The following is a 14,814-nucleotide window of genomic DNA, read 5'->3' as shown; positions in this document are numbered from 1 at the left end:
AAGGTTTAGGGATATGAAATTGATTCAGCATGTATGGATGGCTTGCATCGGCTTGTGCCTCTTTTCGTGCACGCAGACCGATGAATTGGAAACCGCACAAGGCAAGACGGGCTTTATCGTTTCGCTGACAGACGGAACAAAACTGGATGTATCGCGTGCTACACCGGGAGACATCGTGGATAGCGAAGGGATAGAAGGCGCAGACTTCAACCTGCGGATTGTTAATGTGGAAACGAAGGAGGAAATCTATAATAAAAAAGTCGGTACGGGGGTGATTGATGCCTATAGCGGTGTGTATGACTTGACCGCAACGTATGGGGAGAATCCGGTATTGGCACTGGATGCGCCTTACTTTAAGGGGGAAACTACCGGAGTAGAAGTGTTCAACGATCAGACCACACCGGTTACGATAGCTTGCAAGGTAGCCAATGCATTGGTATCGGTAACGTATGACAACTCGAAAGCTTCGTTCGAAGATGTGTATAGTAACTATTATGTAGAGGTAAAGGTGGGAAGCGCAACTCCGGTTCAGATTGATAAGACGGGAGAAAAAAGTGCTTACATGCAGGCTGGCTCTGCCTTTGAAGTGATTTTCCATGGAACAATAGACGGAACAGATAAGGCGGTTACGTTAGGCAGCGAGTTCGAAGTACCGGCTACGCTAAATGCCGGCGACCACCTGAAACTTACCTTATCACCCAAACTGGACCGCTTCGATATTCCGTTGAGTATAGTAGATGTCGATGTAGTAGAAGCTTCACTGACGGAAGAAATACCGATGGAATGGTTGCCGAAGCCGAAAGTGGAGGCGGAAGGATTTACGGATAATGAATTGTCATTTGTAGAAACGGAACAGAAAGATGCAAAACTGAAATTGACGCTTTCTTCGGCATTGCAGGATATCAAGTTTAAGTTTAATTTTGAGGATGAACAGTTTGCATCATTAGGTGAAGAGAAAGAATATCTATGGTCTGATGAGGAAAATAGAAAAGTAATAAGCGAGCAATTAGGTATTGCTGTTTCAGACAATAGTATTGATTTGAACGGCCTGCTTGCCAAGCTCCAAACAAATGCGGGAGCAACTACTACGAATATTATCGAAGTAGATGTAAAGGCAAACGACCGCTGGAGCAGTGAGAATAAAACGGCGAATTTGACTTATAAGTTGACTTGTAATAAGCCGGAATTTACTGTGGATGCTTATCCGGGCAATATATGGACTAAAGAATTTACGGTAAGCACCTTGCGTGAAGAACAGGTGACAAGCGGTGATTTTACTACGTTGAGTAGGGATATGACTTATCAATATAGTATTGATGGGCAAACAAATTGGATGACTTTAAATGATGGTATGCGTCAAGACCGATTGTTGCCGGGCACGACTTATTATATTCGTGGATTGTATCGTGGTGAAGTGCCGGGAGAAGTTACTGAGGTTATGACTTATCCAGAGACCCCTTTGGTAAATGGAAATTTGAATATTTATACTCCTACTGAAAGTAATGCTAATTATGGTACACGTTATTATTGGGATAATTGGGCTACATTAAATGAGTTGACGTGTGATAATGCTGTAGGAATGCAGTGCTGGTACAATTCTCGTTCTGGTACACAACCAATTATTGGACCTGATAATTCAACCGCAGCATGGATTGCCACTATTGGATGGGGGTATGGAAGTTCTAATTGGGCTACGATATTTGGAGATCGAGGAACAATAAAATATATAACTCCAGGTGAACTTTTTCTTGGCTCATTAACCGATGTAGATCATGATGATGATGTGGCTTCAAGAAATTATGGTATAAGTTTTTATTCTCGTCCAACTTCTGTTTCATTTAAATATAAATATGAACCTTATGATGGTGATCATACTGATATTTTTGTGCAGGTTTTGTGCGATGATATTGTTTTAGGTGAAAAATCTTTTCAACAATCTTCTACAATATCTTCTTGGACAGAAGTAACAGATGAATTAGAGATTGACTATAATAAATATCAAGAGAATATGGATCTCATTCCAAATAAGTTAATTTTGGTATTTAAATCAGGGGTAAAAGAATCTGTTGAGCGCAACAAACAAATTAATGATGTATTGAGAGTAGGTAGTCAACTTTATATTGATGATGTAGAATTAGTATATGCTAAATAATATGAAAAATATAATGATTAAATAATATACAATGAAACAAAACCTACTATACCTATTATTAGGAATCTTCCTTTTGGCAAGCTGCCAACAGGAAGAAGTTACAGAAAATCAATCCGGTTACGGTTATCTCTCTTTAAAGAGTGTAGTGGCAACGGTGGAAAATGTCAACCAATCGGCAAGCCGTGCCCTGCCTTCGGTAGACAAAGCCGCTTTGTATGTGGAAATCTGCGAAGGAGACAAAAAGGTGTTGTCATACGAGCCGGGCGAAGTGCCCGAACAGATTCCGCTTCCCATCGGAACCTATACGGCAAAAGCGTATAATGCGGCTTATCAAACGTATGAATCGTGGGCAGAGGACGCACAAGGCGAACCTGTTTTTTATGGTGAAGAAACATTTACCATAACCGCAGATACCCACACGGAAGTAACCCTTGAAGTGTCTTTGTATAACTTTGGCATTACATTCCAATTAGGAGATAACTTTGGTACTTACTTCAAAACGGAACAAACAGAACTGACACTGATGTGTAACGGTAGAAACGTCACGCTGGATGCCGGTCAGCAGAGCAGTACATACGTTTATTTCTATTTGGAGGAAAACTCCAAGTTAAATTATACATTGGTTTCTCGAAATGACGATGATGAAACAGTGACATTGTCTGGCACACCAGAGGTAGCAAACGGCAAGTGCTATACGTTGATTTTTGAATTTAATCCGGAAACTCAATCGCTCAGCGTAGCCGACTAACCGCATATTCAGCAATTGGAACACAGGCCACACAGACGGGCACAGAGAAAGAGGTGTCTGCCTGTGTGGTCTGGTTGTTTTTGCGAACATAAGTGACTCAGCCAACTTACTTATGTGAAACGCCCGAGTTACTTATGTTAAAGACCCACTCACTTATAGTCAATCAGAAATAAATTGCGAAAAATGATTTGTCATGCTGAACGAAGTGAAGCATCTCGGATGCACCCACGTGGATGTACACGAGATCCTTCACGTCCGTTCAGGATGACAATACATCAAGAATTTTTCGCAAACCAATTTTGTTTTACTATATGTTCGTCAAAACACATGCTTGATGTGCATATAGGAATTTGTGCAGTTTGCACCGTTTCTTTGGAGACGATGTGCACATCGTCTCTACTGTGATGATATTCGTATTATGTATGTGCCTTTTATTATGTGTGTCGGTAAATTCCCCATGTAAATTACCACAAAGCGACTTTCCCAGCCATACCTAAGTCAAGCGTAGCTGTAGTGATACCCAGAGCTTTGAAAACTCGGCTCATTGTGGGAATACTTATACTATACCCTCTTTCCATACGGGATATCTGAGCCTTTTGCACTCCTATACGTTCACCCAGTTCCTCTTGTGTGAGGTTCTGTTTCAGGCGTGCATTCCTGATAGCCTCGCCTATCCGATAAGCGTGCAGAGCCTCTTCTACGCTATTGTCAAAGTCTTCTCTTTCCGGAGTTCCTTTTTGCCCTATAAGTTCGTCGGTAACTTCTTCTAAGGAATAGAGTTTCATATCTCCTACGTGTTTCATTTCTTATCGTTTTTTGAGTTCAAAATATCGTTTCATTATAGTTTCCGCCTGCAACTCGCCAAATGTTATACAATATTTTTTTTGTATGTCTGCATCGGCAGGTTTTGGAGGAAGTCTTTAGCTTCTTCTAATAGTGTAAGTTGGAATGTTGCCATATCTGCATCTAAATGTTTTCATCTGCAAAGCTAATAACAAGTTTCGTAAATACGAAACTTTTGTCTGTTTATTTTAGATAAAGGAACTTAAAAAATAGGGAGTCTCTATTGATATTATTTCACAAGCGACAGGACTTAGCCCGGAAAAGATTGCCGAGTTATAACCTCAAACATGATATTTCTGTAATGACTTGTCTTTTCCTGATTTCACTCTAATTCCTATGCTTTTCCTTGTCGTGGCACTACATAAGCAGAGACGTTCTGATGTGCATCGGGATTTGTACGGTTTGCACCGTTTCTTGGGAGACGATGTGCACATCGTCTCTACTGTGATGGTGTCTGCAAACAGTGTGTGACATGTGTGACGTGCGTGACATGCGTGGCGAAACACAGAGACACAAAAAAAACGGAGACGCAGGGAGGAATTGATATTCCTCTGCGTCTCCGTTTTTTGTATGTTTGATATTATAATGACGCTACGTTGCTCAGCGTGTTGAATACGCTGCTGCAGATACCCAGCAATACGATGCCCAGCAGGCAGATAACCAGGCAGGCGCGGGTCATGCCTGAACTGCGGAACGCAGGCAGCGGATTGTCATTGGGCGTAATGTACATTGCCTTTACAATCAGCAGGTAGTAGTAGAGCGAGATGATGGTGTTGACCAATGCTAAGAATACTACCAGCCAGTGTCCGGCATGGAATGCAGAAGCAAACACGAAGAACTTCGAGAAGAAGCCGGCAAACGGAGGGATACCACCCAACGAGAAGAGTGCCAGCGTCATGATGAAGCTCAGGTGCGGGTTGGTCTTGTAGAAACCGTTGTAGGCTTCGCGGTCTACGCGTCCGCCGTTGTGTTGCTCTACGGTGGTGATGACGCCGAAGACGGCGAGGTTTGCCACGATGTAGACGATGACATAATATACCAATGATGCCATGCCTTGTCCGTCGGCTCCCAGCACAGCCAGCATAATGTAGCCGGCTTGCGAGATACTACTGTACGCCATGAATCGTTTCAGGTCGTGCTGCAGGATAGCCATGATGTTGGCAAGCGTAATGGTTACTACGGTTACGATAGCCACCAGCAGGCTCCAGTCTGCTATCATCGGACCGAATGCCTTGACCAGAATGCTCATCAGCGCGAAGGCTGCCGCACCTTTCGAGATGACAGACAGGTAGGCAGTAACGGCTGTGGGAGCACCCTGATAGGTATCGGGGGTCCACATGTGGAAAGGAACCAGACTCAGCTTGAAGCCCAAGCCGGCGAAGAAGAGCACCATGGCAAGAATCTGCAACGGGCTTCCGGTGAGCATCGTGGTCATGTCTTCGAAATACATGGTTCCGCATGTTCCGTAGATGAGCGACAAGCCGTAAAGCATGAGGGCAGAAGAGAACATGGCGTTCAGGATGAACTTGGTGCTGGCTTCCGCGCTGTGGTGACGGTATTTGTCGAATGCAATCAGGCATGCCATCGGGATGCTGGCAAGTTCCAAGCCTACGTAGAAGAGGAGGAAGCTGCCCGCGCTTACCATGTAATACATACCCAGCAGGGTGGAGAGGGTCAGGACGTAGAATTCGCCTGCCTTGTGGCGGGTGTCTTCACGGTTAATCCATGAATCAGCCTGCATGAAGACCAGCAAGGTTCCGGCGGTAAGTACCGTCTTGACAATAGACGACATGGGGGTGTTGACAAACATGCCGCCAAAAGCCTCGCCCGTTACGGGGACGATATTCAGCGCGATTTGCACCACTAACAGCCCGCATGACAGACCCTGCAATGCCTTGTGGTTGGGCTGTTTCAGGATCAGGTCGGCAAGCAATACGACAATCAGGATGATAGCCAGACTGATTTCTGCTTGCATGGTAGAGAATATTGCACTTATATCCATAATGTCTGAATTAATGTATGAGTTGTGAAATAATAGGTTCTACACTGGCATTGATGACATCGCTGACCCACCACGGTGCAAGACCCAGTCCGGCTACCGCTGCGATGAGGCAGATAACGGCGAAGCGTTCGTCCCAAGTGGCGTCGGTCAGTTTCAGGTGTTCGGGATTCTGGCAAGTGCCATACAGAATCTTGCCGACCACACGCAGGATGTAGACCGCAGTAATCACGATACTGGTAGTAGCGATAATGGTGCAGGCGCGGTGGAATACATCGGTATGCTCGAACGAGCCTACAAATACGGTCATCTCGGCAATGAAGCCGCTCAAGCCCGGCAAACCGAGGTTGGCAAGACCGGCAATCACATAGCCTACAGCCAAGAAAGGCATAATCTTCATCAAGCCGCTCAGCTGGCGGATGTCACGGGTATGCGTACGTCCGTAAATCATACCGATGAGGGCAAAGAAGAGTGCCGTCATCAAGCCGTGGCTCAGCATCTGCAGGATGGCACCGGTAGAGCTGACACGCGTAGCCATCAGCAGGGCGAACAATACCAGGCCGCAGTGGCTTACAGACGAGTAGGCGTTGATGTATTTCAAGTCGGTCTGCACAACGGCGCTGAACGCTCCGTAAACCACCGAAATGGTAGTCAACACCAGGAAGAAGTCGCCCCAGTATGCCAATCCGGTAGGCATCAGGTACATTGCGACACGGAAGCATCCGTAACCTCCTAATTTCATCAATACACCGGCGTGGAGCATAGATACGGCAGTCGGCGCCGAAGCGTGACCGTCGGGGCTCCATGTATGGAAGGGGAAAAGTGCGCCCAATACGCCGAATCCCAGGAATACCATCGGGAAGAAGATTTGCTGGAACTCAGTCGGGATTTTCAGCTTCGCGATTTCAATCACGTTCATGGTTTCGGCTCCGGCACCGTAGAAGATGCCTAAGATACCGATGAGCAGGAATGCCGAGCCGCCCATCAGCATCAGGGTCAGCTTCATGGCTGAGTATTCCTTGCGGCCGCTGCCCCATACGCCAATCAGCAGGTACATCGGAATCAGCGCCACTTCGTAGAACATGAACATGGTGAACAGGTCGGTAGAGATAAAGAATCCGAATACACCGGTGCTCAGCAGGGTGAACCACAAGAAGTATTCCTTGGTGAGCGGCTTCAGCTTCCAGGAAGCGAAGGTGCCGGTGAACACGATAATGGCACTCAGCAACAGCATTACGACCGAGATGCCGTCAACGCCTACCGAGTAAGCAATGTGCAGCGGGGCATACCACGTGATGCTGTCGGTGAACAGCATTTCTTCGGTGGCGCCTCCGTTGCGGAGTCCGATATAAGAAACGGTGAGGTATGCGGCAAGAACCAGCAAGACGCTGGAGCCTGCTACCATCACTCCTCTTACCTGATTCACGTTGCGGGCAATCCACAAGCCGAGCAACATCAGCAGAGGAACTAATACGAAAAGACTTAATATATTCATTTTGTATTCAATTAATAGTTAACAATTAATAGTGAATAACCGGGTTGCTGTTCATTCTTCCTATTAATTGAGCAAAAGTATAATTGACAGCACAATGACACCGCCCAGGAACCACAGGGTGTAGCTCTGGATTTTACCGTTCTGGATGGGTTGTGCCGTTTCGCCGGCAGCATTGGTGCTCCATGCCATGAAGTTCATGAACTGGTCGATGACATGACGGTCGAACCAAGCCAACGGGGTAGAGATGCAACGGAAGATAATCCGTTTTGTGACAAACAGCCAAACTTCGTCCATGTAGAAACGCTTGTAAGCCGCACGGTGAAGGGTAGCGAAACGTTTTGCCAGCATATCGGCAACGGGTTGCTTGTCGCGTGCATACATCCAGGTAGCCAAGCCGATGGCTATCAGGGCTACGACGATGCTGGTTACAGCTACTTGGGTATTCAAGTGGATGTCGTATGCGTGTCCGTTAGCCGATACGAAATGTCCGAACGGAAGAATCCAGCCGCAGACAATGGTAATGGCTGCCAGCACCATCAGCGGGAAAGTCATGGACAACGGGCTTTCGTGAGGTGTATGGTGTGCGTGCAGTTCTTTGTTTTCAGTTCCCCAGAAGATGCCGTAATACAGACGGAACATGTAGAATGCGGTCATACCGGCAATAATCGTCATAATCCATCCCATTACCGGGCTGAACTGGAAGCAGGCGGTCAGAATCTCGTCCTTAGAGAAGAAGCCCGAGAACGGAGGAATACCTGCAATCGCCAGACAGGCAATGAGGAAGGTGATGTGGGTAATCGGCATATACTTGCGCAAGCCGCCCATGGTAGACATCTCGTTGCTGTGAACGGCATGGATGATGCATCCGGCGCCGAGGAACAGCAAAGCCTTGAACATGGCGTGAGTGAACAAGTGGAACATGCCTGCCATGTATCCCAGTCCGCCTTCGTGCGGGTCGGCAGTGGTGCAGACACCCAAGGCTACCATCATGAAACCGATTTGTGAAATGGTAGAGAAGGCAAGCACACGCTTGATATCGCTCTGGGCGCAGGCTACGGAAGCCGCATAGAATGCGGTGAAGGCACCCACGTAGGCTACAAGATGTAAGGTTTCGGGCGCATAGCCGATGAACAGCGGGAACATGCGGGCTACCAGGTATACACCGGCAACGACCATGGTTGCGGCATGGATAAGGGCACTGACCGGAGTCGGGCCTTCCATGGCATCGGGCAGCCAGATGTGCAGCGGGAACATGGCACTCTTACCGGCACCGCCGATGAACATCAGTCCAAGCGCCAACGGCAGCAACATGCCGCATTTCATCAGTTGTTCCTGTTCGGGAGTGAAGGTGAAGGTTCCCATATAGAAACCGTAAATCAGGATACCGATAAGGAAGCCCAAATCGGCGAAACGGGTTACGATGAACGCTTTCTTGCTGGCAGCGATAGCCTCGGGCTTCGTGTAATAGAATCCGATGAGCAAGTAAGAAGACACACCCACCAATTCCCAGAACACGTACATCTGGAAGATGTTGGTGGCGAGCACCAGTCCCAGCATAGAGAACGAGAAGAGCGACAGGAACGCATAGTAGCGCTGGAAGCCGACTTCGCCTTTCATGTAACCGAATGAATAAATGTGCACCATCAGGCTGACGGTAGAGATGACTACCAGCATCATGACGGAAATCGGGTCGAGCAGGATTCCCATGTCGATGTGCAGCGAGGTGTTGAACGGCAGCCATTGGAAGTTCCAAGGCATCAACGTTTCGAAGACTCCTTCAGCTGTGCGCGGAGCCGTGAAGTATTCGTAGGCAGTGAGGTAGCTCAGAAACGTCACTCCCGCGAGTGAGAGCGTACCGATAAGCCCTGCCACACGATGTTTCATGTACATGCCCGTCAGCCCCAGTATCAGAAAGCTCAGGACGGGTAGCGCGAGTATCAGAATTGTATATTCCATAATCGATAAAATGTTTTAGTTATCCTTTCAAGTCGGTGATGTCATCGGTAAGGACTTGTTTCACATTGCGGTACACATTGATGATAATGGCAATCGCTACGGCTGTTTCGGCTGCGGCAATGGCAATGCCGAACAGGGTGAAGAAATGTCCTTCCAGCTGTCCCGGGAAAAGATAACGGTTGAATACGGCAAAGTTAATGTTCGTTGCGTTCAGCATGAGCTCAACGGAAATGAGCAGTGCCAGCAGGTTTTTGCGGGTAAAGAATCCGTAAATGCCACAAAACATCATGATGGTACTGATAACCAGGTAATGTATTACATGTATTTCCATAAATCTAATCCTCCAGTTATTTTTCTTTCCGTGCAATCAGGATGCCGCCAATCATACATGCCAGCAGCAATACACTGACTACCTCGAAAGGCAATACAAATTGATATTTCTCGGTTCCGATGAGTGCCATGCCGACCTCGCGGGAAGGAAGTTCCTCACCCAACGGGATGGCATTGAGGGCGAATCCATTGGTGAAAAGCAGCAAGAGGACCAATGCGGCGCCTACCACGGTGGTGGCAAGTACGCTGAAGAGCCGTGCTTTGCTGATTTTGTATCTCATGTCTTTGTCCGAACGGGTCAAGGCTATGGAGAACACATACAAAACGATGATACCTCCGGCGTAAACCATCAGCTGGACTGCACCCAGGAAGGTATAGCCGAGCATGAAGAAGATAGCCGCAGTACCGAAAAGGACAAACAGCAAGTAGGTAGCCGCACGCAGAAGCTTGCCCGAGGTTACGGCAAGTACAGAACAGAGCGCGATGGCTGCCGCTACTACGTAGAATACGATATTTTGAAATGATAATAGTTCCATTATTTCCATGTCCTATTGATTATTTAGCGAGGGTTGAACCTTCATGGTTAAGGGTCAGGACGAGTTTGTCTTTCTCGAACACCGCATTCTCGAAGTCGTTGCAGAATTCGATGGCATTGTGCGGACAAACGTTCACACACAGGTTGCAGAACATGCACGAGCCTAAGTTGTACTCATACTTGACCAATACTTTTTTCTTTTTCCCGTCGGCATCTTCACGCATTTCGGTCGTGAGCTTGATGGTGCCGTTCGGACAATTCATCTGACACAGCCCGCACGCGATGCAATGGTGGTGATTCTCTTCGTCGTGAATCATTGTCAGCCGTGCACGGTGGCGTTCGGGAATGTGTAGCGTGGTATGACGGTTTTCAGGATACTGCTCGGTCACTTTCGGCTCCAAGAATACTTTCATTGAAGTGCGAAGCCCTACTAGCAGGCTTTTCAGTCCTGAAGCATACCCTTTTATATAGTCGCTGAAACTTTCCATTGTTATTCTATATTAAAAAACGAGTCCATAAACTTTGCAAACTGCCATTACCAGCAAGACTACCAGTGACAGCGGCATGATGTATTTCCATTCCAAGGTCAGAACCTGGTCGATACGCAGACGGGGATAGGTCCAGCGAATCCACATCAGCAGGAAGACTACAAAGAATGTCTTGCCCAGGAACCAGACAATGCCCGGAATGTAATCCATGACAGCATTGAATCCGTCGAGGCCTGCAATGTGCAGCGGCATCCATCCTCCCAGGAAGAGGGTAGTAGCGATTCCGGCTGTGATGAACAGGTTCAGGTATTCTGCCAGATAGAAGAATCCGAAGTGCATACCTGAATATTCGGTATGGTATCCGGCAGTCAATTCCTGTTCGGCTTCGGCAAGGTCGAACGGGCCACGGTTGGCTTCGGCATTTCCGGCAATCAGATAGATGACGAATGCCACTACGGCAATGAGGTGCCCCTTGAAGATGTTCCAGCCGTTCGCCTGTCCCATAACGATTTCGTGGATATCCATTGTCCCGCTCAGCATGACCATGGTCAACACAATCAGTCCGATAGAGATTTCGTAGCTGATGAGCATCGCACCGCTTCGCACGGCACCGATAAGGGTATATTTGCTGTTACTGCTCCAGCCGGCAAGCAGGATTCCCAAAATACCGATTGAAGAGGCAGCCAGCACAAAAAGGATACCGATGTTCATGTGCAGGATTTCCCCGCCGTTATGCCAGGGCAGGCAGGAGAAAGTCAGGATAGAAGCCAGAATGACTAAGAACGGTGCCGCGGCGTACAAGAGCTGGTCGGCGTTCTTCAGCTTGAAGACTTCCTTAATCAGAATCTTGATGACGTCGGCAGGCACTTGCAGCAATCCGCCTTTACCTCCTACGCGGTTCGGACCGATACGGCACTGGAAAGCCGCGCAGACCTTACGTTCCATATAAATAAGGATGATGGCAAGCACGGCATACATTACCATAATAATAACGCCTACAACGACACATTCCAGAAAAATGGCAAGTCCTTCGGGCATCACACTGCACAAGGCAGAATGGATGAGTTCCCAAAGCGGTTGCAGGTTATAATAATCTAAAAATGCTTGGTTCATATTTGTAATACTTAATTTTGAACGTTGTTTCTTCTTTTTTACCGGTCGATATCCGGAATCACAAAGTCAGCCGAAGCACCGATAGCAATCAAGTCGGCAAATTTCCATCCGCGGCACATCGTGTCCATGGCTTGTACCAACGGCAAACCGGTAGAACGGAAGTGCATACGGTACGGAGTCTTGTCGCCATGGCTTTCAATCATAACGCCGAACTCGCCACGGCTTGATTCCACAGCCGATGTCCAGATGCCTTCCGGCAACTTGATAATCGGTTTGGTCTTCACGCGGAATTCGCCTTCCGGAATGTTGTCGATAAGTTGTTCGATGATGCGGCAGGATTCCATGATTTCGTCCATACGAACCATGTAGCGGGCGAAGGTATCACACTCATTGTACGTGATTTGGCGGAAGTCTACCTTGTCGTACAATCCGTACGGATGACGCTTGCGTACGTCGTTTGCCCATCCGGCAGCACGTCCGGTACCTCCGGTGCATCCCAATGATATGGCGTCTTCTTTTGACAGAATGCCTACGCCTTTCATACGGGTATCGGCAATGACGTTGTTGGTGAAAATGTCGTGGTAATCCTTAATGACGCTGCGCAGGTGCTTGATGAACTCTTTTACTTTCTGGCAGAAAGTAGGATGAATGTCATCCTGCACACCGCCGATGACGTTGTAATGTTGGATGAGGCGTCCGCCGGTAGTCTCTTCGAAGATGTCGAGCACCATTTCACGTTCGCGGAAGCCATAGAAGAACGGTGTCATCGCACCCATATCCAATACCAGACAAGAATAGAACAACAAGTGTGAATCAATACGTTGCAGTTCGTCCATGATGGTACGGATGTATTTGGCGCGGTCGGAGATTTCGATGCCGGCAGCCTGCTCGATACACATGCACAACGCATGGCGGCTTTGATGCGCGCTCAAATAGTCCAAGCGGTCGGTCATGCCCAATGTCTGCGGATAAGTCAGGCTTTCGTTCATCTTCTCGATGCCGCGGTGGATGTATCCTAAAATCGGGTCTACCTTCTTGACGAACTCACCGTCGAGCGCGATGCGCATACGCAACGCACCGTGGGTAGAAGGGTGCTGCGGTCCCATGCTTACCACGAAATCGTCTTCTCCAAAGACTTGATTGTCGAAGCCTTGCAGGGTGCCGTCGGGCATCAGGCGGTATTCTTTCGTAATATCGGCATTGATTTCATTGTCCAGACGCAACGGATTCGAATTCATGTCGTAATCCTTGCGGAGAGGCCATCCAATCCAGTCTTCACGCAAGAAGAGACGGCGCATGTCCGGATGTCCGATGAAACGGATGCCAAAGAAATCATATACTTCGCGTTCTTTAATCAGTGCGGTCTTCCACAAGTCGCTTACGGTAGGCAGATAAGCTTCTTCACGGTCGGTTGTAGCGGTCCGGATGGCTACGGTATCGCCTGTTACGGTCGATTCCATGAAGTAGACTGCTCCTAAACCTTCTTCTCCCCAGTCCATACCTACAATTTCACGCAAGAAATCCATCGGACTTTGCGGGTCGTTGCGCAGACCTTCCATCACTTTACGGAATTCGCTGAGCGGCAGTTTGATTACGCCTGCGTTTCCTGCACACACTTCAGCTCCTTGTATTTTCAGTACATCGTCACGTTTCATTGTTCTCCTCCTTTCGCCTTTTCGGTTTCATTTTCTGTCCCTTCGTCATGAGCATGACTGCGGTTTACGCCACCCAAGTAGCGCTCTACCTTCATTTTGCGCTGCAACTGCATGAGCCCGTAATAGAAAGCTTCGGGACGCGGAGGGCAACCGGGGATATACACGTCGACAGGGATTACCTTGTCGATGCCGTTTACGACATTGTATGACTTGATGAACGGGCCTCCGGAAATGGTACAACCGCCTACGGCAACCACATACTTAGGCTCTGCCATTTGGTCGTACAAACGTTTCATGACCGGTGCGGTGCGGTAGGTAATGGTTCCCATAACGACCAATACGTCTGCCTGACGAGGGGAGTTGCGTGTTACTTCGAATCCGAAGCGTGCCATGTCGTAGCGGGCTGCTCCTAACGCCATAAATTCGATGGCGCAACAGCTGGTACCCAACAAGAGTCCCCATACCGAGTTGCTTCGTCCCCAATTAATCAGTTCGTCGAAAGTGGTCAGAATGACACCTGCTCCGTCTTGGTTTACTTGCTGTACGAGACGTTCCAAGTAATCATTGTTCTTGAACTCATCGTACTTCATCGAACGGATTTTCGGCTTTTTCATTTCCATTCCAGCGCTCCTTTCCGCCAAGCGTAAGCTAAGCCTAAAATTAATACCAATAAGAAGAATGACACACACACTAATGCATAAGCACCGACTTCATTCACCACATTCGCCCACGGAAAGAGGAATACGGTTTCGATGTCGAACATGAGGAACAGAATGGCAAACAGGTAATAGCCTGCCTTGAACTGTACCCACGACTGTCCGCGCGTCGGGATACCGCACTCATAAGGCTCGCCTTTCTGAGGATTGAACGAGCGTGGCGCGATTAGTCTTGAAATAGTCAGTGCTGCTACCACGAGCACTACTGCCGTCAAGATAGCAACAACTAAAAACGTAAAAAACATATATATAATTGATATTTAGTGATATTTCTCTACGAATGGAGCGGGAACAAGCCAACGGGAAAGCGCATGTTGCCCAATCTCTTATCAAGGACGTGACAAGAGAGCATATCGATGTGGGCATGGGGCTTTTCTGTCTTTTCATTGCTGCCTGTTCAAAAACGCGACAAAGATACATATTTATTTTTAATAAGCAGGGCGTACGGCGGCATAAAAATAAAAGAATTTGCGGGTAAATAAAGACAGTGAATTCCTCGAACAGCCTTACGGGCAATTTATTGAATACAGAGGCGCAGAGGCACGGAGGAATTAACAATTGTCGATTATAGTAGAACAAAATTGGTTTGCGAAAAAATCTTGATGTATTGTCATCCTGAACGAACGTGAAGGATCTCGTGTACATCCACGTGGGCGCATCCGAGATGCTTCACTTCGTTCAGCATGACAAATGTTTTTTCGCATTTTATTTCTGATTGACTATAAAAAACTCTGTGCCTTCGTGTCTCTGTGTTTCATTCTGTAAGGCCGGGCTGCGTAATCCG

Annotated in this window: 13 protein-coding genes; 2 read left to right on the top strand and 11 right to left on the bottom strand. The window is 47.7% G+C overall.

Features of this window, described 5'->3' with window-relative positions; genetic code table 11:
* The first annotated feature begins 13 nt into the window (after nt 1–13).
* Nucleotides 14–2,152: a DUF4493 domain-containing protein gene (locus BACSA_RS08860; RefSeq protein ID WP_013617770.1), complete on the top strand. Its 2,139-nt coding sequence runs from the start codon at nt 14–16 to the stop codon at nt 2,150–2,152.
* Nucleotides 2,153–2,183: 31 nt separating this feature from the next.
* The gene (locus tag BACSA_RS08855; protein ID WP_013617769.1) at nt 2,184–2,900 is read left to right on the top strand and encodes a DUF4493 domain-containing protein; all 717 of its coding nucleotides are present in this window, start codon (nt 2,184–2,186) and stop codon (nt 2,898–2,900) included.
* Nucleotides 2,901–3,364: 464 nt separating this feature from the next.
* On the opposite strand, the gene BACSA_RS08850 is transcribed toward BACSA_RS08855, so the two are convergent.
* The 11 genes from BACSA_RS08850 to BACSA_RS08800 form a co-directional block, all read right to left on the bottom strand.
* Complete coding sequence (locus tag BACSA_RS08850) at nt 3,365–3,703, bottom strand: helix-turn-helix domain-containing protein (RefSeq protein ID WP_013617768.1); 339 nt, start codon at nt 3,701–3,703, stop codon at nt 3,365–3,367.
* Between the two features lie 620 nt (nt 3,704–4,323).
* A complete protein-coding gene (locus tag BACSA_RS08845; protein WP_013617766.1) occupies nt 4,324–5,745 on the bottom strand; it encodes an NADH-quinone oxidoreductase subunit N in 1,422 nt (473 codons plus the stop codon).
* Nucleotides 5,746–5,755: 10 nt separating this feature from the next.
* The gene (locus BACSA_RS08840) at nt 5,756–7,237 is read right to left on the bottom strand and encodes a complex I subunit 4 family protein (protein WP_013617765.1); all 1,482 of its coding nucleotides are present in this window, start codon (nt 7,235–7,237) and stop codon (nt 5,756–5,758) included.
* Nucleotides 7,238–7,300: 63 nt separating this feature from the next.
* The gene (gene nuoL, locus BACSA_RS08835) at nt 7,301–9,193 is read right to left on the bottom strand and encodes an NADH-quinone oxidoreductase subunit L (protein WP_013617764.1); all 1,893 of its coding nucleotides are present in this window, start codon (nt 9,191–9,193) and stop codon (nt 7,301–7,303) included.
* Between the two features lie 19 nt (nt 9,194–9,212).
* The gene (gene nuoK, locus BACSA_RS08830) at nt 9,213–9,524 is read right to left on the bottom strand and encodes an NADH-quinone oxidoreductase subunit NuoK (RefSeq protein ID WP_013617763.1); all 312 of its coding nucleotides are present in this window, start codon (nt 9,522–9,524) and stop codon (nt 9,213–9,215) included.
* A gap of 16 nt (nt 9,525–9,540) precedes the next feature.
* Nucleotides 9,541–10,059: an NADH-quinone oxidoreductase subunit J family protein gene (locus tag BACSA_RS08825; RefSeq protein ID WP_041584326.1), complete on the bottom strand. Its 519-nt coding sequence runs from the start codon at nt 10,057–10,059 to the stop codon at nt 9,541–9,543.
* Between the two features lie 19 nt (nt 10,060–10,078).
* Nucleotides 10,079–10,546, bottom strand: coding sequence for a 4Fe-4S binding protein (locus BACSA_RS08820; protein WP_013617761.1), 468 nt, complete (start codon nt 10,544–10,546; stop codon nt 10,079–10,081).
* Between the two features lie 12 nt (nt 10,547–10,558).
* Nucleotides 10,559–11,659 carry an NADH-quinone oxidoreductase subunit NuoH gene (nuoH, locus tag BACSA_RS08815; RefSeq protein WP_013617760.1) on the bottom strand — a complete coding sequence of 367 codons (1,101 nt, stop codon included), beginning with the start codon at nt 11,657–11,659 and terminating at the stop codon, nt 10,559–10,561.
* Between the two features lie 38 nt (nt 11,660–11,697).
* Nucleotides 11,698–13,218: an NADH-quinone oxidoreductase subunit D-related protein gene (locus BACSA_RS08810; protein WP_245546627.1), complete on the bottom strand. Its 1,521-nt coding sequence runs from the start codon at nt 13,216–13,218 to the stop codon at nt 11,698–11,700.
* Nucleotides 13,219–13,310: 92 nt separating this feature from the next.
* Nucleotides 13,311–13,934 (bottom strand): NADH-quinone oxidoreductase subunit B, encoded by a 624-nt coding sequence (locus BACSA_RS08805; RefSeq protein WP_041583959.1) that lies wholly within the window; start codon nt 13,932–13,934, stop codon nt 13,311–13,313.
* Complete coding sequence (locus BACSA_RS08800; RefSeq protein WP_013617757.1) at nt 13,925–14,275, bottom strand: NADH-quinone oxidoreductase subunit A; 351 nt, start codon at nt 14,273–14,275, stop codon at nt 13,925–13,927. Before BACSA_RS08800 ends, BACSA_RS08805 begins: the two co-directional genes overlap by 10 nt.
* Nucleotides 14,276–14,814: the final 539 nt, after the last annotated feature.

The organism is Phocaeicola salanitronis DSM 18170, assembly GCF_000190575.1.
GTDB classification, from domain to species: domain Bacteria; phylum Bacteroidota; class Bacteroidia; order Bacteroidales; family Bacteroidaceae; genus Phocaeicola; species Phocaeicola salanitronis.
This window is presented reverse-complemented; position numbering and strand designations above follow the sequence as displayed.